The organism is Streptomyces sp. NPDC098781, assembly GCF_044759995.1.
In the GTDB taxonomy this organism is placed as follows: Bacteria; Actinomycetota; Actinomycetes; order Streptomycetales; family Streptomycetaceae; genus Streptomyces.
Map to the genome: position 1 here is coordinate 49,364 of NZ_JBIWAK010000015.1, position 21,388 is coordinate 70,751.

The 21,388-nt window shown below is 71.2% G+C and carries 18 protein-coding genes, 4 tRNA genes and 1 other RNA gene; 11 read left to right on the forward strand and 12 right to left on the reverse strand.

Features of this window, described 5'->3' with window-relative positions; translation table 11 throughout:
• Window positions 1-18: 18 nt before the first annotated feature.
• The 6 genes from ACIQWG_RS39115 to purS all read right to left on the reverse strand — a co-directional run bounded on the left by ACIQWG_RS39115 (window position 19) and on the right by purS (window position 5,528).
• A complete protein-coding gene (locus ACIQWG_RS39115; RefSeq protein WP_404105369.1) occupies window positions 19-816 on the reverse strand; it encodes a sterol carrier family protein in 798 nt (265 codons plus the stop codon).
• A gap of 50 nt (window positions 817-866) precedes the next feature.
• Window positions 867-1,700: a M23 family metallopeptidase gene (locus ACIQWG_RS39120; RefSeq protein WP_404105371.1), complete on the reverse strand. Its 834-nt coding sequence runs from the start codon at window positions 1,698-1,700 to the stop codon at window positions 867-869.
• Between the two features lie 22 nt (window positions 1,701-1,722).
• A complete protein-coding gene (locus tag ACIQWG_RS39125; protein WP_404105373.1) occupies window positions 1,723-2,223 on the reverse strand; it encodes an ArsR/SmtB family transcription factor in 501 nt (166 codons plus the stop codon).
• Between the two features lie 109 nt (window positions 2,224-2,332).
• A complete protein-coding gene (gene purL / locus ACIQWG_RS39130; RefSeq protein WP_404105376.1) occupies window positions 2,333-4,591 on the reverse strand; it encodes a phosphoribosylformylglycinamidine synthase subunit PurL in 2,259 nt (752 codons plus the stop codon).
• Window positions 4,588-5,268, reverse strand: a complete 681-nt coding sequence (purQ, locus tag ACIQWG_RS39135; protein ID WP_404105378.1) for a phosphoribosylformylglycinamidine synthase subunit PurQ — start codon at window positions 5,266-5,268, stop codon at window positions 4,588-4,590. Before purQ ends, purL begins: the two co-directional genes overlap by 4 nt.
• Window positions 5,265-5,528 (reverse strand): phosphoribosylformylglycinamidine synthase subunit PurS, encoded by a 264-nt coding sequence (gene purS, locus ACIQWG_RS39140; protein WP_404105381.1) that lies wholly within the window; start codon window positions 5,526-5,528, stop codon window positions 5,265-5,267. Before purS ends, purQ begins: the two co-directional genes overlap by 4 nt.
• 278 nt (window positions 5,529-5,806) lie before the next feature.
• Here purS and ACIQWG_RS39145 point away from each other — a divergent pair, with 278 nt between their 5' ends.
• The 8 genes from ACIQWG_RS39145 to ACIQWG_RS39180 all read left to right on the forward strand — a co-directional run bounded on the left by ACIQWG_RS39145 (window position 5,807) and on the right by ACIQWG_RS39180 (window position 10,385).
• Window positions 5,807-6,124: an Lsr2 family protein gene (locus ACIQWG_RS39145; protein WP_148000186.1), complete on the forward strand. Its 318-nt coding sequence runs from the start codon at window positions 5,807-5,809 to the stop codon at window positions 6,122-6,124.
• A gap of 170 nt (window positions 6,125-6,294) precedes the next feature.
• Window positions 6,295-6,366: transfer RNA gene (locus ACIQWG_RS39150), tRNA-Gly, on the forward strand.
• Between the two features lie 80 nt (window positions 6,367-6,446).
• Window positions 6,447-6,519, forward strand: a tRNA-Gly gene (locus tag ACIQWG_RS39155).
• Between the two features lie 157 nt (window positions 6,520-6,676).
• Window positions 6,677-7,633: an ABC transporter ATP-binding protein gene (locus ACIQWG_RS39160; protein ID WP_404105385.1), complete on the forward strand. Its 957-nt coding sequence runs from the start codon at window positions 6,677-6,679 to the stop codon at window positions 7,631-7,633.
• On the forward strand, window positions 7,630-8,409 hold the full coding sequence (locus ACIQWG_RS39165; RefSeq protein ID WP_404105388.1) for an ABC transporter permease: 780 nt from the start codon (window positions 7,630-7,632) through the stop codon (window positions 8,407-8,409). The genes ACIQWG_RS39160 and ACIQWG_RS39165 overlap by 4 nt, the downstream gene beginning before the upstream one ends.
• 37 nt (window positions 8,410-8,446) lie before the next feature.
• Complete coding sequence (locus tag ACIQWG_RS39170) at window positions 8,447-9,679, forward strand: sensor histidine kinase (protein ID WP_404105390.1); 1,233 nt, start codon at window positions 8,447-8,449, stop codon at window positions 9,677-9,679.
• Window positions 9,676-10,290 carry a response regulator gene (locus tag ACIQWG_RS39175; RefSeq protein WP_404105393.1) on the forward strand — a complete coding sequence of 205 codons (615 nt, stop codon included), beginning with the start codon at window positions 9,676-9,678 and terminating at the stop codon, window positions 10,288-10,290. The genes ACIQWG_RS39170 and ACIQWG_RS39175 overlap by 4 nt, the downstream gene beginning before the upstream one ends.
• A 22-nt stretch (window positions 10,291-10,312) precedes the next feature.
• Window positions 10,313-10,385, forward strand: a tRNA-Gly gene (locus ACIQWG_RS39180).
• A gap of 40 nt (window positions 10,386-10,425) precedes the next feature.
• Here the strand turns inward: ACIQWG_RS39180 and ACIQWG_RS39185 are convergent.
• The 6 genes from ACIQWG_RS39185 to ffs form a co-directional block, all read right to left on the reverse strand.
• Complete coding sequence (locus tag ACIQWG_RS39185; protein ID WP_404105395.1) at window positions 10,426-11,325, reverse strand: phosphoribosylaminoimidazolesuccinocarboxamide synthase; 900 nt, start codon at window positions 11,323-11,325, stop codon at window positions 10,426-10,428.
• Between the two features lie 105 nt (window positions 11,326-11,430).
• Window positions 11,431-12,921, reverse strand: a complete 1,491-nt coding sequence (locus tag ACIQWG_RS39190) for a N,N-dimethylformamidase beta subunit family domain-containing protein (protein WP_404105398.1) — start codon at window positions 12,919-12,921, stop codon at window positions 11,431-11,433.
• Window positions 12,922-13,203: 282 nt separating this feature from the next.
• Window positions 13,204-15,123, reverse strand: coding sequence for a hypothetical protein (locus ACIQWG_RS39195; protein ID WP_404105401.1), 1,920 nt, complete (start codon window positions 15,121-15,123; stop codon window positions 13,204-13,206).
• A 427-nt stretch (window positions 15,124-15,550) separates the two neighbouring features.
• Complete coding sequence (gene purD, locus ACIQWG_RS39200; protein ID WP_404105403.1) at window positions 15,551-16,801, reverse strand: phosphoribosylamine--glycine ligase; 1,251 nt, start codon at window positions 16,799-16,801, stop codon at window positions 15,551-15,553.
• A 169-nt stretch (window positions 16,802-16,970) separates the two neighbouring features.
• Window positions 16,971-19,340, reverse strand: coding sequence for a DNA polymerase III subunit gamma and tau (locus ACIQWG_RS39205; protein WP_404105406.1), 2,370 nt, complete (start codon window positions 19,338-19,340; stop codon window positions 16,971-16,973).
• A gap of 82 nt (window positions 19,341-19,422) precedes the next feature.
• An RNA gene (ffs, locus tag ACIQWG_RS39210) (signal recognition particle sRNA small type) lies at window positions 19,423-19,517 on the reverse strand.
• Between the two features lie 73 nt (window positions 19,518-19,590).
• On the opposite strand from ffs, the gene ACIQWG_RS39215 reads away from it, so the two are divergent.
• The 3 genes from ACIQWG_RS39215 (at window position 19,591) to ACIQWG_RS39225 (ending at window position 20,981) form a co-directional block, all read left to right on the forward strand.
• Window positions 19,591-19,678, forward strand: a tRNA-Ser gene (locus tag ACIQWG_RS39215).
• 129 nt (window positions 19,679-19,807) lie between these two features.
• Window positions 19,808-20,533 (forward strand): transporter substrate-binding domain-containing protein, encoded by a 726-nt coding sequence (locus tag ACIQWG_RS39220; RefSeq protein ID WP_404105409.1) that lies wholly within the window; start codon window positions 19,808-19,810, stop codon window positions 20,531-20,533.
• Between the two features lie 226 nt (window positions 20,534-20,759).
• The gene (locus ACIQWG_RS39225) at window positions 20,760-20,981 is read left to right on the forward strand and encodes a hypothetical protein (protein WP_404105411.1); all 222 of its coding nucleotides are present in this window, start codon (window positions 20,760-20,762) and stop codon (window positions 20,979-20,981) included.
• Window positions 20,982-21,388 lie beyond the last annotated feature (407 nt).

The following is a 21,388-nucleotide window of genomic DNA, read 5'->3' on the forward strand; positions in this document are numbered from 1 at the left end:
CACCCGAGGAGGTGCTCCTCAGGCCATGACCGGCAGCAGTCCGCCCAGGTCCGCCCGCTCCCCGCTCGCGCTCACCGCGGCCTGCGCGACGGCGTCCCGCCACGCCAGCCGTCCCGTCGCCAGCCTGATCCAGGTCAGCGGGTCGGTCTCGACGACGTTGGGCGGGGTGCCCCGGGTGTGCCGGGGTCCTTCGACGCACTGCACGACGGCGTACGGCGGGATCCGCACCTCGGTCGAACCGCCGGGCGCCTTCACGGCGAGCGTGTCGGCGAGGAGCCGGGTGCAGGCGGCGAGGGCCTGGCGGTCGTAGGGGATGTCGAGGCCCGGGACAGCGGCGTTCAGGTCGTCGGCGTGGACGACGAGTTCGACGGTGCGGGTGATGAGGAAGTCGGCCAGGGTCATCACGCCGGCGCGGACGGCGAGGACGCGGTCGCCGGGGGTGTCGGCCAGGTCCCGGGCGAGGCGTTCGTCGGTGCGGGCGTAGAGGGCGGCGAGGTCGGGTTCGGCCCCGGCCAGCTCCCGGGTCGCCTCGTCGATGTCGCCGGCTCGGGCGGCGATCGCGGAGGGCCACTCCAGGAGGCCGAGCTCCGCCCTGGCCGGCTCGTCCCGGTCGAGGGCACGGCTCGCGGCCCCCACGACCAGGACCACGTGCGCGGCCAGATCCCGTACGGTCCAGCTCCCCAGGCGGGTGGGCAGGGCCAGTTCCTCACCGGTGAGACCGCTGACGGCCTGCCGTACGTGCCCGAACTGCGTGAGCACGGCGGTGCGGGTCTTGACGGGGTCGTAGCTGCGCGCGCGCTTTTTGGCCGGGGGCATGCACGGCAGCCTATGCGGGCCGACGTGCCGGCGTCGGAGCATGTCCGCCGCTACGCCGGCCGCACCTGCGCCATGGGTGCCTCGAACATCTGGTGGTTGCGGGGGACGCCGAGGCCGCGCCAGGTGAAGGGGATGCCGCGGGCGGTGTCCGGGTCGGGGGTGTCCATCAGCTGGAAGTGGAGGTGGGGCTCGGTGGAGTTGCCCGAGTTGCCGCAGTCGGCGAGGTGGTGGCCGGCGGTGACCCGGTCGCCCTCGCGGACGGTGAGTGAGCCGTTGCGCAGGTGGGCGTAGAGCGCGAAGGTGCCGTCGCCCAGGTCGAGGACGACGTGGTTGCCGACGACCCGCTTGACGCCGGACAGGTCGCGTACGGACGCCTCCACGATCATCAGGTACAGCAGCCCGAGCAGCGAGGTGCGGCTGAGGTGGTCGCGCTGGTCGTCGACGGCCCGTACGACGGTGGCGTCGGCCACCGCGAGCAGCGGGGCGCCGAAGGCGGGGAAGTCGGTGGTGCGGCGGGCGACGGGCCACAGCCGGCTGAAGCCGGGGCGGGCGCCCTCCTCGGGCTCGGCGACCACGTCGATGGCGTAGGTCTGGCCGTAGGCGTGTGTGCCGTGACTGGGTGTGCGGTCGGCCGGGCTGTTCAGCGCGGACCAGCGTCCGGTGACGGGCGGTTCGACCTCGACCGGTTCCCGCGCCGCGCGGGGGCTGTCCGGGGCGCCGCCCCAGCGGTGGGCCGCGACGAGGATCACGTAGGACAGCACCAGCGGCAGGAAGTTCCACCACCAGGGGTGGCCCAGGTCCAGTGCGAGGTCGGCGATCACCAGGCCGACGAAGGTCAGTTGCAGCAGGCGGTAGACCATCTTGACGAGCTTGCGCCCGGACATCGTTCCCCCAATTCGGTCGCTGTCACGGACGGGCCGTCGAGAGCACCACCAGCAGCGGTACGACCCGCCCCGGCGGCACCTCGTAGCGGCCCCGTCCCGCGGTGTGGAGCCAGCCCGCGCCGGTCAGTTGGCGCAGGTGGTGGTAGATCTGGCCGGTCGTGCCGACCTCGTCCAGCTCGGCGAGCTCGGCCGCGGTGCGCCGGCCGCCGAGGATCTCGCGCAGCAGCCGCAGCCGGACGGGATGTCCGAGCGCCGCGAAGGGTTCCGCGGCCTCGGTCCACTCGGCGTCCAGCAGCTCTTCCGTCGTCGTGCCCTGCTGCCAGACGTACTGCTCCCCCGACGGAAGCCGTACGGCACCGGTGAACAGGACACCTCCGTCGGCCGCGCCCAGACCGGCGAGCCGCTCCTTCAGGCCGTCCAGGGCCCAGAAGTCGCCTTCGCCCAGTCGGGGTGCGGTGTGCTGTGCGCCTTCCAGAGCCGCCAGTCGGCGTTCGAGGTCGGCGACCCGTTCTTCGAGTTCCACGCCGTCGATATTACGGAACTACGTAATTACGTGCAAGCGATGCCGGGTGAGCGCATGCGAAAGCCCCCGCCCGGCGGACCGGACGGGGGCTTGAACGCCGTACGACTGCTTACGCGAGCAGCGCCGGGATCGTCGCCTCGTGCGTCTCGCGCAACTCCTCCAGGGAGAGCGTGAACTCGCCCTGGAGCTCCACCGAGTCGCCGTCCACGACACCGACGCGGGTGACCGGGAGGCCCCGCGCACCGCACATGTCGTTGAAGCGGACCTCCTCCGAGCGCGGGATGGCCACGACGGCGCGGCCGGCCGACTCGGAGAACAGGAAGGTGAACGCGTCCAGACCGTCCGGGACGACCAGCCGCGCGCCCTTGCCGCCGAGCAGCGCCGACTCCACGACCGCCTGGATCAGACCGCCGTCGGACAGGTCGTGCGCGGAGTCGATCATGCCGTCGCGGGAGGCGGAGATCAGGATCTCGGCGAGCAGCCGCTCACGCTCCAGGTCGACCTGCGGGGGCAGCCCGCCGAGGTGGTCGTGGACCACCTGCGACCAGGCCGAACCGCTGAACTCCTCACGGGTGTCGCCGAGGAGGTACAGCAGCTGGCCCTCCTCCTGGAAGGCGACCGGCGTGCGGCGCGCGACATCGTCGATCACGCCGAGCACGGCCACCACCGGGGTCGGGTGGATGGCCACCTCGCCGGTCTGGTTGTAGAGGGAGACATTGCCGCCGGTCACCGGGGTGCCCAACTGCTGGCAGGCATCGGCGAGTCCACGCACGGCCTCCGCGAACTGCCACATGACCGCCGGGTCCTCGGGCGAGCCGAAGTTCAGGCAGTCGGAGACGGCGAGCGGCTTGGCGCCGGTCGTGGCCACGTTCCGGTAGGCCTCGGCGAGGGCCAACTGGGCGCCCGCGTACGGGTCCAGCTTGGCGTACCGGCCGTTGCCGTCGGTCGCGATGGCGACGCCGAGGCCGGTCTTCTCGTCGATGCGGATCATGCCGGAGTCCTCGGGCTGGGCGAGGACGGTGTTGCCCTGCACGAAGTGGTCGTACTGCGAGGTGATCCACTTCTTGGAGGCCTGGTTCGGGGAGCCGACCAGCTTGATGACCTGGTCCTTCAGCTCGGCCGAAGTCGTGGGCCTGGGCAGCTTGTTCGCGTCGTCGGCCTGGAGCCCGTCCTGCCAGGACGGGCGGGCGTACGGGCGCTCGTAGACCGGGCCCTCGTGCGCCACCGTGCGCGGGTCGACGTCGACGATCTTGCCGCCGTGCCAGTAGATCTCCAGGCGGTCGCCGTCGGTGACCTCACCGATGACGGTGGCGATGACGTCCCACTTCTCGCAGATCTCCAGGAACCGGTCGACCTTCTCCGGCTCGACGACCGCGCACATGCGTTCCTGCGACTCGCTCATGAGGATTTCCTCGGGAGAGAGCGTGGAGTCGCGCAGCGGAACGTCGTCGAGCGTGACGCGCATGCCGCCCGAGCCGTTGGACGCCAGCTCCGAGGTCGCGCACGAAAGGCCTGCCGCGCCCAGGTCCTGGATACCGACGACCAGCTTCTCCCTGAACGCCTCCAGAGTGCACTCGATGAGCAGCTTCTCCTGGAAGGGGTCGCCGACCTGGACGGCCGGGCGCTTCGACGGCTTGGCGTCGTCGAAGGTCTCGGACGCGAGGATCGACGCGCCGCCGATGCCGTCGCCGCCCGTGCGGGCCCCGTACAGGATGACCTTGTTGCCCGCGCCGGACGCCTTCGCGAGGTGGATGTCCTCGTGTCGCATCACGCCGATGGCACCGGCGTTGACCAGCGGGTTGCCCTGGTAGCAGGAGTCGAAGACGACCTCGCCGCCGATGTTGGGCAGGCCCAGGCAGTTGCCGTAGCCGCCGATGCCCGCGACGACACCGGGGAGCACTCGCTTGGTGTCGGGGTGGTCGGCGGCACCGAAGCGCAGCGGGTCGACGACGGCCACCGGCCGCGCGCCCATCGCGATGATGTCGCGCACGATGCCGCCGACGCCGGTCGCGGCGCCCTGGTAGGGCTCCACGTACGACGGGTGGTTGTGCGACTCGACCTTGAAGGTCACGGCGTAGCCCTGGCCGACGTCCACCACACCGGCGTTCTCACCGATGCCGACCAGCAGGGCGTCCGACTGGGGTGCCTTCTCGCCGAACTGGCGCAGGTGGACCTTGGACGACTTGTACGAGCAGTGCTCGGACCACATGACCGAGTACATGGCGAGTTCGGCACCGGTGGGCCGACGGCCGAGGATCTCCACGACCCTCTCGTACTCGTCCTTCTTCAGGCCGAGTTCGGCCCAGGGCAGCTCGACGTCGGGGGTCGCGGCCGCGTGCTCGACCGTGTCCAGAGGCGTCCGGCTCATGCGTTGACCAGCTTCTTGAGGATCGAGGTGAAGAAGGGGAGGCCGTCGGTGCGGCCGGTGCCGACGAGCGGCTCCACGGCGTGCTCGGGGTGCGGCATCAGGCCCACGACGTTGCCGGCCTCGTTGGTGATGCCGGCGATGTCGTTCAGCGAGCCGTTGGGGTTGAAGTCCAGGTAGCGGAACGCCACCCGGCCCTCGGCCTCCAGCTTGTCCAGCGTGTACCGGTCGGCGACGTAGCGGCCGTCCATGTTCTTCAGCGGGATGTGGATTTCCTGGCCGGACTCGTAGTCGGCGGTCCAGGCCGTCTCCGCGTTCTCCACCCGCAGCTTCTGGTCGCGGCAGATGAAGTGCAGGTGGTCGTTGCCGAGCATCCCGCCCGGGAGCAGGTGGGCCTCGGTGAGGACCTGGAATCCGTTGCAGATACCGAGGACCGGAAGGCCGGCCTTCGCCTGCTCGATGACGGTCTCCATCACCGGCGAGAAGCGGGAGATGGCTCCGGCCCGCAGATAGTCGCCATAGGAGAAACCGCCCGGCAGCACCACGGCGTCGACCTGATGGAGGTTCTTGTCCTTGTGCCACAGCGCGACCGGTTCGGCACCCGCGAGCCGGATCGCCCGCTGGGTGTCACGGTCGTCGAGACTCCCCGGGAAAGTGACGACGCCAATACGAGCGGTCACTTCGCGGCCTCCGCGACTTCATCCACACGAACCGTGAAGTCCTCGATCACAGTGTTGGCGAGGAAGGATTCCGCAAGATCGTGGATGCGGGCGAGCGCGGCCTCGTCGACCGGTCCCTCAACTTCCAGTTCGAAACGCTTTCCCTGACGGACGTCGGAGATGCCTTCGAATCCCAGCCGCGGCAGTGCGCGCTGCACCGCCTGGCCCTGGGGGTCGAGGATCTCCGGCTTGAGCATGACGTCGACTACGACGCGTGCCACGTGCACTCCCGGTGGTGTGGTGCTGAGCAGGTTCCTACAGTGGTTTCAGACTACCTGCACAAAATTTCTACGCGCGTCGACTTGTAGGAATCTACGTGACCGCTGTCACGGGACGGAGGAAGAGGGGGTGTCGACGAAAAGTTCCGGAAAAGATCCCGGATCGACACCTGATACCTATTGCGCTGGGACACGCGGGAGGATTTAGTCGAGCTTCACAATACATTGCCCGGCACTGTACAAATGAATTGTTCACGTGCCGTACGAAGGGACCGATATTCGTGGCGCAGAAGGTCGTGGTCACTCTCTTTGACGACATCGACGGCTCGGAAGCGGCGGAAACGATCGCCTTCGGACTCGACGGCAAGTCGTACGAGATCGACCTGAATGAAGCCAATGCCAAGAAACTGCGTAAGGCGCTCGCGCCCTACGTGGACGCCGGCCGCAAGCGGTCCAAGTCGGGCAAGGCGTACAAGCAGACGGAGGTCGCCCCGGACCCGGCCGCCGTCCGCGCCTGGGCGCAGGCCAACAAGATGGAGGTGCCGGCCCGCGGCCGTATCCCCAAGAAGGTCTACGAGGCGTTCGCCTCGGCGCAGTGACGCGGCCCGCGGGCCCCTCTCGGGTCCTTGTCCTCAGGGTCCGTCAGCGGGCCCTGGGGACGGACGACTTGGGCCGGTGCGACAACCGACTTGCGCTACCCCCCCGCTGATCAGCTAATGTCTGGAGCACGCCGCCGGGCGGGGCCGAGAAATCCCAGCTCGCCGAGCATGCGGGTGTAGTTCAGTAGCAGAACATCCCCCTTCCAGGGGGAAGGCGCAGTGTGCAATTCCTGTCACCCGCTCCGCACCGCCGTCCTGAGCACTGATGTGGATCAGGTAGGCTGGTGCTCGCACCGATCGGTGAGAGCCGGTCGGGGGCAATGCGGACGTAGCTCAGTTGGTAGAGCGCAACCTTGCCAAGGTTGAGGTCGCGAGTTCGAGCCTCGTCGTCCGCTCGGGAATGAGACCCCCGGTCCTGATGGACCGGGGGTCTTTTCATGTCCCCTCCCGTCGTATCCCGGTATCCCCGTATCCCCGCCGACTGACATTTGTCATGCGGAGCGGTGACACCGCGCACTGCTGCCGGACCGGTACCGCCGGGACGCTGGTGTCATGAACATCAACGAACACGAACACGTGATTGAGGTCACCGACCTGCGGCGTGTGTACGGGGGCGGGTTCGAGGCGGTGCGCGGCATCTCCTTCTCCGTGGACCGCGGGGAGGTCTTCGCATTGCTCGGCACCAACGGCGCCGGCAAGACGTCGACGGTCGAGCTGCTGGAGGGGCTCGCGCCGCCGGCCGGCGGGCAGGTGCGGGTGCTCGGGCACGACCCCCACGTCGAACGGGCCGTAGTACGGCCCCGGACCGGGGTGATGTTGCAGGAGGGCGGGTTTCCGTCCGAGCTGACCGTCGCCGAGACCGCGCGGATGTGGGCCGGGTGCGTCAGCGGGGCGCGGCCCCCACTGGAGGTGCTGGAGCGGGTCGGGCTGGCGGGAAAGGCCGGAGTCCGGGTGAAACAGCTGTCCGGGGGTGAGCGGCGGCGGCTGGACCTGGCGCTCGCGCTGCTCGGCGACCCCGAGGTGCTGTTCCTGGACGAGCCCACGACCGGTCTTGACGCCGAAGGGCGCCGGGACACCTGGGAGTTGGTGCGGGCGCTGCGCGACACCGGTACGACCGTGCTGCTGACCACGCACTACCTGGAGGAGGCCGAGGGTCTCGCCGACCGGCTCGCGATCCTGCACGAGGGACGGATCGCGGCCGCCGGGACGCCCGCCGACGTGACCGCGGCCCAGCCCTCGCGGATCGCCTTCGAACTGCCCGACGGCTACTTCCTCGGGGACCTGCCGCCGCTCGGCGAGCTGGGCGTGGCCGGGCACGAGGTCGACGGACGGGTCGTACGGCTGCGCACCCATCAGCTCCAGCGGGCGGCCACCCGGCTGCTGGTGTGGGCCGAACAGGCCGGGGTGGAGCTGCGGCGGCTGGATGTGCGGTCGGCGTCGCTGGAGGAGGCGTTCCTGGGAATCGCGCGGGAGGCGTCCGCGTCCGAGATGAAGGAGCACGTGGCATGAGCACCGGTACGGTCACCACCCCGGCGGGCCGGATGTCGGCGCTGGCCCGCGCCGAGCTGACCCTGCTCGGACGCAGCAGGGGAACCCTCGTCGCCGCCATGTTCGTGCCGCTGGTCCTGCCGTTCAGCGTGTGGTCCGCGACCAAGGACATGGAACTGGAGAAGTCCGGCCTCACCCCCGGCACCGTCGTCCTGCCCGCCGCCATCGGGTTCTCGCTGCTCTTCGCGGTGTACTCGGCGCTGGTCGGCGTCTTCACCGCCCGGCGCGAGGAACTCGTCCTCAAGCGGCTGCGCACCGGTGAACTGCGGGACAACGAGATCCTCGCCGGGTCCGCCCTGCCGTCGCTGGCCACGGGGCTCGCCCAGTGCCTGCTCCTGGCGGTCGGCTGCACGGTCGTGCTCGACGTCCCCGCGCCCCGCGCGGCCCATCTCGCCGTACTGGCGCTGCTCCTGGGTCTCGTGCTGTGCGCCGCGCTCGCCGCGGTCACCTCGGCGTTGACCCGCACCACCGAGAGCGCCCAGGTCACGCCGCTGCCGGTGCTGTTCGTCTCGATGCTCGGCTCCGGGATGGCCGTCCCGCTGGAGGTGCTGCCCGACCGGGTGGCGTCGGTCTGCGAACTGCTGCCGCTCACGCCGGTGATCACACTCGTGCGCGGCGGCTGGACCGGGGAACTGTCGGCGTCCGAGGCGCTGGGTGCCGTGGCCGTCGCGCTGGCCTGGACCGCTGTGGGCGTGTTTGCTGTACGGCGGTGGTTCCGCTGGGAACCGCGCCGCTGACGTAGGAGACGACGAGAACGTAGGGGGAGCGGGGCAGATGCGCGGTCCGGACAGGTGGTGGCGGGGGAAGAGCACGCCCGCGAAGGTGGAGACGTACACACGGTGGTCGTTCCACTTCTTCGCGGTGATCGAGATCGCCACGCTCGGTCTGCCGGCCGTCGACAAGACGCTGTCGCATCCCGGGATCGCGCGCTGGCTGCTGCTGATGGTGGGCGCGCACGCCGTGGCCTGCGCCTTCACCGCGTCACGGGCGCTGGACTGGACGCGCGGCCGCCGGGCGCAGCCGCTGCGGGCGATGTGGGGGCTCGGCTGCGTCGCGCTGGTGGTCGTCGTCGCCTCGACCCTCATCGCGCGGTACGGCCCGGCCGGCGAGGACATCGACACCGGCGTGGGCACGGTCCTCGGCGGCACGCTGGCCTTCACGGTCGGCACCCTCGCGCTCGGCGTCGGCAGCAGGCGGCGGGTGTCCGCGATCGTCGTGGGGACCGCGGCGGCCACCGGACTCGTGGCCCTCACCCTCGGCTCCCCGGTCCCGGCGGCGCTGGGCGCGAGTGTCGCGGTGCTCTTCGCCTGCGGGCTGCTGGCCCTCACCTCCGGGTTCTCGGTCTGGCTCCTCAACGCCGTCTACGAACTCGACGAGGCCCGCGAGACCCGGGCCCGGCTCGCCGTCGCCGAGGAACGGCTGCGGTTCGGGCGGGATCTGCACGACGTGATCGGGCGGAACCTGGCCGTCATCGCCCTGAAGAGCGAGCTCTCCGTCCAGCTCGCCCGGCGCGAGCGGCCCGAGGCCGTCGACCAGATGATCGAGGTGCAGCGGATCGCGCATGAGTCGCAGCGCGAGGTGCGGGATGTCGTACGGGGCTACCGGGAGGCCGACCTACGGGTCGAACTCACCGGTGCACAGGGGGTGTTGACCGCCGCCGGCATCGAGTGCGAGGTGACCGGCCGGGCGGCCGGGCTGCCCGTCGAGGTGCAGTCGGCGCTGGCCTGGGTGGTCCGGGAGGCGACCACCAATGTGCTGCGGCACGGCAATGCCGGGCGGTGCTCGGTGGGAGTAGGGGTGAGCGGGGGACGTGTGGTGCTGACGGTGGAGAACGACGGGGTCGCCGAAGCCTCCGACGGGGGCGGCGGCTCCGGGCTCGCCGGGCTGCGGGAGCGGCTCGCCGCGGTGGACGGCACGCTGGTGGCCGGTCGGGTCGGCGAGGGGGTGTTCCGGCTGGTGGCGGAGGTGCCGTTGGCGGGGGCGGCTGTGCGGGAGGTCACCGTATGACTGGGCCGGTGCGGCTGCTGCTCGCCGACGACGAGCATCTGATCCGGGGTGCGCTCGCCACGCTGCTCTCCCTGGAGGACGACCTCGTGATCGTCGCCGAGGCGGCCACCGGGCCCGAGGCGCTGGCCATGGCCCGTGCCCACGAGCCCGATGTCGCCGTACTCGATCTCCAGATGCCCGGGGCGGACGGTGTGAAGGTCGCCACATCCCTGCGCGCCGAACTGCCCGGCTGCCGGGTGCTGATCGTGACCAGTCACGGACGGCCCGGACATCTGAAGCGAGCGCTTGCGGCGGGTGTGCGCGGGTTCGTCCCGAAGACCGTCAGCGCTCAGCGGCTCGCGGAGATCATCCGTACCGTGCACGCAGGAAACCGTTACGTCGACCCCGAGTTGGCCGCCGACGCCATCGCCGCCGGGGACTCACCGCTGACCGCGCGGGAGGCGGAGGTGCTGGAACTCGCCGCCGACGGGGCGCCCGTCGCGGAGATCGCCGAGCGGGCCGCGCTGTCCCAGGGGACGGTGCGGAACTATCTGTCCTCGGCCGTCTCGAAGCTCGGGGCGGAGAACCGGCACGCGGCGGTACGGCTCGCCCGGGAGCGAGGTTGGGTATAGTGGTTCTCGCGCCACGGCGCATGCGAACGTAGCTCAGTTGGTAGAGCGCAACCTTGCCAAGGTTGAGGTCGCGAGTTCGAACCTCGTCGTTCGCTCACTTTCGAAAGGCCCCCGGTTCTCCGGGGGCCTTTCGCGTTACACCCAGCTCGTGCCCGTCAGGCGTTCGTACGCCTCCACGTACTTCGCGCGGGTCGCGTCCACGACCTCCTGCGGCAGCGGCGGCGGGGGCTGCTCGCTCTTGCGGTCCCAGCCGGAGGCCGGCGAGGTCAGCCAGTCACGGACGAACTGCTTGTCGTACGACGGCTGCGCCTGGCCCGGCTCCCACTGGTCGGCCGGCCAGAAGCGGGAGGAGTCCGGGGTGAGCACCTCGTCGGCGATGACGAGACGCTCGCCGTCGAAGCCGAACTCGAACTTGGTGTCCGCGAGGATGATGCCCCGGTCGCGGGCGATGTCCCGGCCGCGGGAGTAGACGGCGAGGGTGGCCTGGCGCAGTTGGGCGGCGGTGTCGGCGCCGACCTGGCGGGCGACCTCCTCGTAGGAGACGTTCTCGTCGTGCTCGCCGACCTCGGCCTTGGTGGCCGGGGTGAAGATCGGGGCGGGCAGTTCACTGCCGTCGACGAGGCCCTCCGGGAGGGCGAGGCCGCAGACGGTACGGGAGTCGTCGTACTCGACCAGGCCGGAGCCGGTGAGGTAGCCGCGGGCCACGCACTCGACCGGGACCATCTGGAGCGACTTGCAGACCATGGTGCGGCCGGCCCAGTCGGCGGGGGCGCCCTCGGGCAGGTCGGTGCTGATGACGTGGTTCGGGACCAGGTCGGCGAGCTGGTCGAACCACCACAGCGAGAGCTGGGTGAGGACGCGGCCCTTGTCGGGGATCTCGGTCGGCAGCACCCAGTCATAGGCGGACAAGCGGTCACTGGCGACCATCACGAGGTCGCCCGCCTCGTTCTGGTACAGCTCGCGCACCTTGCCGGTGTGCAGATGCACCAAGCCCGGAACCTGGATCGGCTCGGGCTTTTCTACGAATCCGGACACGGTTCCTCCCCGTGGTTCTGTCCAACGGGTCGATTGTCCCGTATGGCCCGGTGACCTTGGACCGGGGGTGTGCGTGGTGCCTGGCGACGGGGGTGCCGGGTCGGCTCAGTCCCGCTTGCAGATGCGGTCCAGGAGGTTCGCGGTGGCACGCTGGACTCGGGTGTCGACATGGCCCGGGCGGTCCAGCGCCGGGGACCAGGCGAAGGTGCCGGACGCGAAGACCAGGGCGCCGGAGGGCGAGCGGTACAGGGACGTCTCCTGGTGGCGGAGGGCGCCCTCCTTGTCGGTGTACGGGGAGTGCGCGAGCAGGATGCGCTCCTCGTGATCGGGCAGCGGGGCGCGCGGGAAGTAACGGTCGGCCTCGCCGGCGACCATGCCCTCGATCTCGTCGCCCTCGTGGGCGCCGGTCGCCTCCCACAGCCAGTGGTCGGCATTACGGACGATCAGGGGGTGCGGCTCGGGGACCTGGCCCGCGTACTGGATGCCGATCAGCTCCTGCTCGGGCCGGTCGATCTCGCGCCAGAGGACCGGGCGGCCGGGGCCCTTGCGCTTGCGGCAGGTGAGCAGGCGGTCGGGGACACCGGACGGGGAGGGGCCCAACTCCACCTGCCAGTACATGGAGTTGGCGGAGAGGAAGACCAGGGAGGTGCCGTTCTCGCGGGCGAGCTCGACGGTACGGCGCATGTTCGACGACCAGTACTCGTCGTGGCCGGGGAAGACCAGACCGCGGTAACGGGTGGGGTCGACATGGCCGCCGTGCAGGTCACGGGCGTCGGCGTAGGCGATGTCGTAGCCGTAGCGCTCGGCCCAGCGGATGAAGTCGTAGGCGTGGCCGACGTGCAGGGGCAGGCCGGCGCCCGCGTACGGGCGGTCGAAGGAGACCGTCGTGGCGGCGTCGGCCTCGCCGAGCAGACGGCCGTCCTCGTCCCAGGCGTGGTAGAGGCTGGCGCCGGTGCGGCCGTCCTCGGGGTAGAGGTTGTAGGCCTGCCAGGTCACGTCGGGCAGGAGCAGCAGCAGGTCCGCGGGATGGTTGTCGCGGACGGTGAAGGGGATGTGGGAGCGGTAGCCGTCGACGGTGGTGAGGACGGCGACATACGCGCCGATGCTCCAGAACGACGGGATCTGTAGACGCCAGGACAGCCACCAGTGATGGCAGGAGACCGTGCGGTCCGCGGTGAGCGGCGGGGGCTGGACGATGCCGGACAGCCGGGGGCTGGTGGTGATCTTGGCCGCGCCGTCGCCGCCGTAGTGGCCGATCCGGTAGATGTCGACGCTGAACTCCTGGGGCGGGTCGACGGTGATGTGGAAGTCCACCGCCTCGCCGGGAGCGACCGCGCCGGTCGAGATGAAGCCCTTGATCTGACGCCGGACGTCGTCGGCGGAGCGCGGGCCGGCGCTCCGGGGGGCGGGCACCCTGGGGGTGTCCGACGTCGGGGGGTGGGCCTGGCCGTCGACGTACCAGGGGACGACCTGGCCGGTGTCGTCGAAGTAGGTGACGTTGCCGCGCAGCCAGGGGACCGGGCCCTGACCGAAGGGGTCCGTCACGGCATGCGCGAGTGCCCCCGACTCCCAGCGGCGGATCTGCTCCGACCCCATGGCCATACCCCTCCCTCGTTCCCCCGTGGTGGTGCGGCGAGTGTCGTGGTGGTCTGCGTTGTGTGCAGTGCGGTGTGATGCGTGGCGTGCGGTGTGATGCGTGGCGTGCGATGTGATGCCTGGCGTGCGGTGGGTGGCGTGGGCTTTCGTATGGCTGTCGTATGACGTAAGCCCTTGCCACTAGCGCTATCGGTCCCAGCACATCACATTACGCACGCATCCTGTCACTATTCGTTGCGAATTGGCCGAAAGTGGAACCAGGGCCTCCGGATGCGCAGAGGGTCAGACGAGGCGCACCGGCTTCTCCGGGCGTATCCCGGACTCGACCAGCCAGGCACGCAGAGGTGCCGGGTCGCCCTCCTCGATGAGGCTGAGCACTCGGGGCGTGAGGTCGGCGGCTCGTTCGCCGTTGATGAGCAGCGTGGGGCCGTCCAGCCAGTCCAGGCCGGGGGCCGCGCCCGCGGTGTCCATCGCGGCGCAGCAGACCATCGCCGTCACATGGTCGGTGAGCAACTCGCGGGAAGTGCAGGGCGGTTGGAGCGGGAAGAGCGGGAGCGCCCCGATGTCCAGCAGCGTGCTGCCGAGGTCGGGGGACACCGTCCGCTCCGCGGGGGCCGCGGCCTCTTCGCGGGCCAGTTCGGCGGTCAGGCCGACGGCGAGCGCGGAGCTTCGCTCCGTTTCGGGGTCGTCGGTGGGGTGGTCCTCGGCCATTGCGGCGTAGGGGGGTTTGGGGGGGCGGGGGGTGCCCGTGCCTGTGCCTGTGCCCGCGGCTGAATCGTCGTCGGGGAGCCTCGGCGAGGCGGCGCTCGGGCCGGCGGCGGCTTCGCCGTGGGCGTCGCTGCGGCTTGAGGGGAGGCCGTCGGAAGGGTGGGGTGCTGTGTCGGTCGGGTCGGTCGGCTCGGTCGGCGGGCTCGACAGGTGGTCCAGGACGCGGGCCAGGGTGGGGCCGTCGGTCTCCGGGGAGGTGTCGTCGGTGGTGCGGCGGACGCCCAGGGCGTCGAGGACGCGGTGCAGACGGGCCGCGTCGGTACGCCACTTCCGGTCGACGACCTCCTCCGGGTACTCCTGCCAGTCCACCGGCGACCAGTCCGGGCCGCGCTCGGCCGGGCCGCCGTGGAAGAGGCGGGCGGCGAGGAGTGAGGCGGCCTCGTCGACCGCGCCGGGCTCTTCGAGCAGGTCGCACGCGGGGCGCTCGCCGAGCCGGGACGCGAATCCCTCGGCCAGTCGGTCCCGGCGGGACAGTTCGGTGAGCGCGGCCACGACGCCCGCGTCCAGCCGGGAGGGCCAGCGGCCCATGCGCCAGGCGGGCAACGCGACCCGAGTCAGCAACCGGTCCCAGCCCGCGTACGCCAGCCCGACCTGTTCCTGGGCGACGATCCGCAGTCCGTAATCCACAGCCTGTGCACGCTCGGCGGCCGCCGCCGCCACACCCCGCTCCATCTCGGCGGCGTGGTCCCGGCAGCTGCGCAACAGCAGCCGCGCGACCCACCCGACGCCCGCGCAGACCGCACGCGATCCCGGGCAGCGGCCACGGGTCGAAGCGACGGCCACGGCGGCGTCCAGGCCCCGGACGAAGCGCCGGGCCTGGGCTATGTCCGGGTGCGCCGAGGGTCCCGTACCGGCGACCACCGGGGCGAGAACCGCGCGCAGTTCGCCCACCCGCATCCACCACAGGAACGGGGAGCCGATGACCAGGACGGGGGCGGCGGGCGTACGGCGATGGGTGGCGGGCACGCTGCCGCCGCGCAGGCCGTTGAGCCCGTCGTCGCCCTCGGCCGGTGGCGGGCCGTGGGCGCGGTGGGTGCGGTCCTCCAGCCAGCTGTCGCAGTCCGGGGTGAGCGCTATCGCGGACGGGGCGGGGACGTCGAGGCGGTCGGCGAGGTCACGCACCAGGCGGTACAGATCCGGGGCCTGCTCCTCCGCGATGGCGACCGTCGGGCTGACGGCGGGGCGGGCGCGGGCGACGACCAGGGCGATGCCGGCCGCGGCGAGCAGGACGAGGACGGCGATCGGGACGACGACCCAGCGGGCCGCGTGCCAGCCGGGGCCGACGAAATGGCCGGTGGAGACGCCGGCGAGCAGCACCACGGCAACCGCCGCGGGCAACAGGGCCACGGCCAGCGCACGGCTGCGGATGCGCAGCACCACGAGGGCCCGGGCACGCGCTGCCTGCGCACCCGCCTCCACACCCAGACCGGTCACGGCCGGACCTCACCCCCTCCCCACTGCCCTGGCTGTCCGTACTGTCCTGGCTTTGCTCACTCCCCCACTGTGGCACCCACCACTGACATCGCAATGCCGGTGGGCCAAGTGCCGGAACGCTTGCGCCGCACCATAGTTGGGGCTTCGACCCACGTCAGCCGGATGGGGCATCGGTCACTCGATGGAATGGCTTTGGGGAGAGGTGGATGACGGACTGCGAGGATCAGGCCCCTGATCCTGACCGAAGTCCAGTCGGGCAAGGATCAGGCCCCGAATCCTGAGACGGACTCGGGGCCTGCCGGGTTTATCGGGAGCGTTGTTTCGCAGGGGCGGCCGGAGCGCGAGCGGCGCGAGCCGCAGCGGCGTGCGCCGTGGCCAGGCGCCCATCGTGGACGCCGTCGTCAGGCGCCCGTCGTGTACGCCGTCGTCAGGCGCCCGCCGCCTTCGCCGCGATGTCCGTGCGGTGCTGGGAGCCGTCGAGCTTGATCCGGGCGACCGCCTGGTACGCGCGGTCGCGGGCCTCGGAGAGGTCCTTGCCGGTCGCCGTGACGGACAGGACGCGGCCGCCGGCGCTGACGACCGCGTCGCCGTCACGCTTGGTGCCGGCGTGCAGGACGTAGGCGTGCGGGGCGTCCTCGGCGGCCACCTCGTCGAGGCCGGTGATCGGGTCGCCGGTGCGCGGGGTGCCGGGGTAGTTGTGCGAGGCGACGACCACGGTGACCGCCGCGTCGTCGCTCCAGCGCAGGCGCTCCAGATCGGCGAGGTCACCCTTGGCGGCGGCCAGCAGGACACCGGCCAGCGGGGTCTTCAGCCGGGCCAGGACGACCTGGGTCTCCGGGTCGCCGAAGCGGGCGTTGAACTCGATGACCCGCACGCCCCGCGAAGTGATCGCGAGCCCGGCGTAGAGCAGTCCGGAGAACGGCGTACCGCGCCGGCGCATCTCGTCGACGGTCGGCCGCAGCACCGTCTCCAGGACTTCCTCGACCAGCTTCGGGTCGGCCCACGGGAGCGGGGAGTACGCGCCCATGCCGCCGGTATTGGGGCCCGCGTCCCCGTCGAGCGCCCGCTTGAAGTCCTGGGCGGGCTGGAGCGGGAGCACCGTCTCGCCGTCGGTGATGGCGAAGAGGGAGACCTCGGGGCCGTCGAGGAACTCCTCGATGACGACGCGCTCACAGGAGTTGGCGTGTGCCCTGGCCGCCTCCAGGTCGGCGGTCACGACGACGCCCTTGCCGGCGGCGAGACCGTCGTCCTTGACCACGTAGGGGGCGCCGAAGGCGTCGAGGGCCTCGTCGACCTCTTCGGGGGTCGTGCAGACGTAGGAGCGGGCCGTCGGGACGCCGGCCGCGGCCATCACGTCCTTCGCGAAGGCCTTGGAGCCCTCCAGCTGCGCGGCCTCCCCGGAGGGGCCGAACACCGGGATGCCCGCCACGCGCACGGCGTCGGCGACCCCGGCGACGAGGGGCGCCTCCGGGCCCACGACCACCAGGCCGGCGCCGAGCTTCTCCGCCAGCGCGGTCACGGCCGCGCCGTCGAGGGCGTCGACCTGGTGCAGCTCGGCGACCTCGGCGATGCCGGCGTTGCCGGGGGCGCAGTGCAACGCGGTGACGTCGGGGTCGAGGGACAGGGAGCGGCACAGGGCGTGTTCGCGGGCGCCGCTACCGATGACGAGGACCTTCACGGGGGTCAGCCTAACGGGGTTTTTGTGCGGGGTGCCGAGGGGCCGGGGGTTGGTGACCTGTACGTTCCTCCAAGTCCAGGCCCGCTGTTCAGGGCGCCGGACGTCGGGAGATGGCCCTCGGGTGCCGCGACGGGAGGCCGGCCGCAGGTGCCCGAATCCCGCTGCTCGCCTACTCGTTCGTGAACTCCTCCACCACCGTCGCCCCCAGCTCCCGCACGATCAGGTCGTGGCCCGAGAGCGCCGACTCGTTGAGGTCGGGGTCGTCGTCCTCGGGGATGTCGTCCTCGGGGGCGACCGGGTGCGGGGGCTCCGGGGAGGAGGGTCTGGACGGCGTGGACGGCTGGGAGGTCGCCGGGGTGGATGCGGCGGCGGCTCCCGTCGGGGCTGCCGGAGCCGAGGTGGCTGCGGTCGGCGGCGTCGACTCGGGCGCGGGCGGGCGCTGGGCGGACGTACCGCCACCGCCGTAGCCGCTGGTGCCGCCGCCACCGCCCTGTCCGCCGGTGCTGCCGCCGCCGTAGCCACCGCCCGAGCCGCCGAAGCCGGAACCGCCTGAGCCGCCGCTCGGCGGGGGGACCGAGCCGCCGCCCGACGGGTCGATGATCGCCTCGATCTTCCACTGGACGTTGAATTGCTCGGCCAGCGCCTGGCGCAGCACGTCCTCGCTGCCGCTGCTCGCGAAGTTGTCGCGTGCGCCGGCATTGACGAATCCGAGTTGCAGGGTGGTGCCGTCGAAGCCGGCCACCTGGGCGTTCTGGCTGAGCAGGATCCAGGTGAAGCGGCGGCGGTTCTTGACCGCCTCCAGGATGTTCGGCCAGAGCATGCGGGGGTCGAGGCCGCCGCTCGGAGGTGCGTAGGCGGGCGCTGCTCCCGGGGTCGGAGCGGGGGTCGGGGCCGCGGGCTGAGGTGCGGGCGCGGGCGTGCTGCCGGGCCCGGCGGAGGGGGGCTGGGCGCCGCCGCCGGCCGGGGCCGCGGTGGGCCAGCCGCCGGGACGCCGGCCGCCGCCCGCGGGGGCGGCGGTGGGCCAGGCGCCGGGTGCGGGTGCGGGGGCGGGTGCGGCGGGTGCCTGCGGGGGCGGGGCGGGCGTAGGCGCGGGTGTGGGCGCCGGGGTGGGCGGAGTCTGCGGGGGCTGCGGCTGCTCGCTCTGCGGGGGCCCGGCGGGGGTCGGGGGCTGAGAGGGCTGCGGGGGCTGAGAGGGCTGCGGGGGCTGCCCCGCCGGAGCCGCGCCTGTCTGTGCCGGGCCGGAAGCGCGTACGGCGGCGCGGGCCGCGGCGGGACCGCCGCCAGGAGGAACCGGAGCAACCGGTGCTGCGGCCGCTCCGCCATGCGCGTCGGGACCGGGCACGTACCCCATCGCGGGCATGCCACCGCCCGCGGAGAACTCGACGCCCCGCTCCAGCCGGTCGAGCCGGGCCATGACCGAACGCTGGTCCCCGTACGCGGCCGGCAGCAGCACGCGCGCGCAGATCAGCTCCAGCTGTAGCCGGGGCGAGGTGGCGCCGCGCATCTCGGTCAGCCCCTCGTTGACCAGGTCGGCGGCGCGGCTCAGCTCCGCGGCCCCGAAGGTGCCGGCCTGGGCCTGCATGCGCTCCAGGACGTCGGCGGGCGCGTCGATGAGGCCCTTCTCCGTGGCGTCCGGAACGGCGGCGAGGATCACGAGGTCCCGCAGCCGCTCCAGCAGGTCGGCGACGAAGCGGCGCGGATCGTTGCCCCCCTCGATGACGCGGTCCACGACCTCGAAGGCGGCGGCGCCGTCACCCGTCGCGAACGCTTCGACGACGGAGTCGAGGAGCGAGCCCTCGGTGTACCCGAGCAGGGAGGTGGCCATGGCATACGTCACACCCTCCGCTCCCGCTCCGGCGAGCAGCTGGTCCATGACGGACATGGAGTCACGCACGGACCCGGCGCCGGAGCGCACGACGAGCGGCAGCACGCCCTCCTCGACGGGGATGTTCTCGCGGCCGCAGACGTCGCCGAGGTAGTCCCGCAGCGTCCCCGGCGGCACCAGCCGGAAGGGGTAGTGATGGGTCCGGGACCGGATGGTGCCGATGACCTTCTCGGGCTCGGTCGTGGCGAAGATGAACTTCAGATGCTCGGGCGGTTCCTCGACGACCTTCAGCAGCGCGTTGAAACCGGCCGACGTGACCATGTGGGCCTCGTCGATGATGTAGATCTTGTAGCGGCTGCTCGCAGGGCCGAAGAACGCCTTTTCGCGCAGCTCACGGGCGTCGTCCACACCACCGTGCGACGCTGCGTCGATCTCGATGACGTCGATGGAACCCGGCCCGTTGCGAGCCAGGTCCTGGCAGGACTGGCACTCGCCGCACGGCGTCGGAGTGGGACCTTGCTCACAGTTCAGACACCGGGCGAGGATCCGCGCGCTGGTCGTCTTGCCGCACCCGCGCGGACCGCTGAACAGGTACGCGTGATTGACCCGGTTGTTCCGCAGCGCCTGCTGCAACGGGTCGGTTACATGCTCCTGCCCGATGACCTCGGCGAACGACTCCGGGCGATAGCGGCGGTACAGCGCGAGAGACGACACGCATACGAGGTTATAGGCGGCCACTGACAACATGACCCGCCGCCGGAGTCAGCGGCTCCGGCACCCAGGCTCCGCCCGGAACGCAGACGCCCCCCACGCACCCGCCAGAGCCAACCTACCCTTGCTGCCTTCCGGCCCTGGGGGAGTTCAGTCAGATAGCGCCGCGTGAGGGGCTCCGCAAAGAGTACCCGACGTCAGCGGGTAGGAACGAGTTCGCGAGCACTCCTCTCGGTCATGTAATGTTTCCGGCGGAGGATTCGCCTAGAGGCCTAGGGCGCACGCTTGGAAAGCGTGTTGGGGGCAACCCCTCACGAGTTCGAATCTCGTATCCTCCGCCAGTGCCTCACCGGGCACGATGTCGAAGGGCCCCACCGTTCGCGGTGGGGCCCTTCGACGTTCTCCGTCCCCGTTTCCGTCTCAGCCTTCGACCACGAACGATGGGGCGACGGTCGCCCTAGGCTCGGGCCATGACGCCTATAGACGCTGAGCTTGCTCACGACCTGGCCCCCACCGGAGTGCTGCGCGCCTCCATCAACCTCGGCAACCCAGTCCTTGCTCAGGGCACCCCCGACGAGCCGTCCGGGGTCACGGTCGAGCTTGCCCGCGAGGTTGCCGCACGTCTGGCTCTGCCGGTGCGGTTCATCTGCTTCGATGCGGCCCGCAAGTCGTACGCCGCGATGGCCGAGGGCCACGCCGACCTGTGTTTCCTGGCCGTGGATCCGGACCGCGAGAAGGAAGTCGCGTTCAGCACGCCGTACGTGCACATCGAGGGGGTGTACGCGGCACCAGTGAACTCGGCGTTCGTCTCTGCCGACGACGTGGACCGGGACGGGGTGCGCATCGGCGTCAAGAAGGGGTCCGCGTACGACCTTCACCTGAGCCGCACCCTGCGTCACGCCACCGTGGTGCGCGGCGACGAGGGGGCCGACGTCTTCCACGCCGAGGGCCTGGACGTGGCGGCCGGCATCCGCCAACCGCTGACCGCGCACGTTTCCCAGCGGGCCGAACTGCGCCTGCTGGAGCCCGCGTTCATGACGATCCGACAGGCCATGGGTACCCCGAAGGAGCGGCGCCCGAAGACCACACAGTTCCTCAGTGACCTCGTGACCGAGCTGGTGGCGTCCGGATTCGTCGCCGAGGCGCTGCGCCACTCCGGCCAGGACCCGACGCTGGCTGCCCCCACCACGGTGTGACCCGGGCTCGGACGTCGGCAGCGCCTCCGTGACGACCGAATGGGCATGACGTGCCCCGAGGGGCCGCGTGGCTGGAGCGCCCGCGCGCCTGATCCAGGAGCCTACGGCCGAGTTTCGCCTCACCATGGTCTCGTAACCGCAGGTCAGAGGCGTGAAGCGGTTGCTGACTTCTGGATCTGTGCCGACGGCCATAGCAAGTGGGATTCACGTAGGCTCATACTGAGTCATGACAAAGTCAGCTGCCATGAAGCGTCACTTGCCTACCAGCCCCTTCAAGGCCCCGGTCACACCGGCTCCCAAGCACTTCGCCATGGGCGACCAGGTCACGCATGACGTGCACGGTCTCGGCCGGGTGATCGGCATCGAGGACGGAATCGCGGCGCTGGTGGACTTCGGCTCGGCGCAACTGCGGATCTTGAGCCCGTACGCCAAGATGACCAAGCTGTAGGACCACTGTGCCCGATCACGGCACGCCAGGCCCCATCAGGGACCTGTAAGGAAAGCGAGACCTCTCATCGAGCCAACGTCGCTGTTCTCCGCTCTGGAAGAGCAACCCCGCTGCTCCAGCGCATCGTCGCCGCCTCCGACGACAAACCCCTTCCAGGCCCCACACTTCGGGGAAGACGAGATCTTCCCTCTCGACGATGCACAGGAGCCTGCCCCAGGCATGCGTGCGGCACGCCCCAAGGCGGCTTAGCTCCACCAGTGACGGTGACTTCGGCAACCGGCCACGGGCCGCCCCCCACGCCAGTGGTCATCCGCCCATGAACGAATCTCGAATCCTCCGCCAGTGCCTCACCGGGCACGATGTCTAAGGGCCCCACCGTTCGCGGTGGGGCCCTTCGACGTTGTCGG

Excerpts from the sequence above, each read along its gene's own strand:
- ACIQWG_RS39115 (WP_404105369.1), bottom strand. The coding sequence starts at position 816 with ATGCCCCCGGCCAAAAAGCGCGCGCGCAGCTACGACCCCGTCAAGACC.
- ACIQWG_RS39120 (WP_404105371.1), bottom strand. The coding sequence starts at position 1,700 with ATGTCCGGGCGCAAGCTCGTCAAGATGGTCTACCGCCTGCTGCAACTG.
- purL (WP_404105376.1), bottom strand. The coding sequence starts at position 4,591 with ATGAGCCGGACGCCTCTGGACACGGTCGAGCACGCGGCCGCGACCCCC.
- ACIQWG_RS39160 (WP_404105385.1), top strand. The coding sequence starts at position 6,677 with ATGAACATCAACGAACACGAACACGTGATTGAGGTCACCGACCTGCGG.
- ACIQWG_RS39165 (WP_404105388.1), top strand. The coding sequence starts at position 7,630 with ATGAGCACCGGTACGGTCACCACCCCGGCGGGCCGGATGTCGGCGCTG.
- ACIQWG_RS39170 (WP_404105390.1), top strand. The coding sequence starts at position 8,447 with ATGCGCGGTCCGGACAGGTGGTGGCGGGGGAAGAGCACGCCCGCGAAG.
- ACIQWG_RS39175 (WP_404105393.1), top strand. The coding sequence starts at position 9,676 with ATGACTGGGCCGGTGCGGCTGCTGCTCGCCGACGACGAGCATCTGATC.
- ACIQWG_RS39190 (WP_404105398.1), bottom strand. The coding sequence starts at position 12,921 with ATGGGGTCGGAGCAGATCCGCCGCTGGGAGTCGGGGGCACTCGCGCAT.
- ACIQWG_RS39220 (WP_404105409.1), top strand. The coding sequence starts at position 19,808 with ATGACGCCTATAGACGCTGAGCTTGCTCACGACCTGGCCCCCACCGGA.
- ACIQWG_RS39225 (WP_404105411.1), top strand. The coding sequence starts at position 20,760 with ATGACAAAGTCAGCTGCCATGAAGCGTCACTTGCCTACCAGCCCCTTC.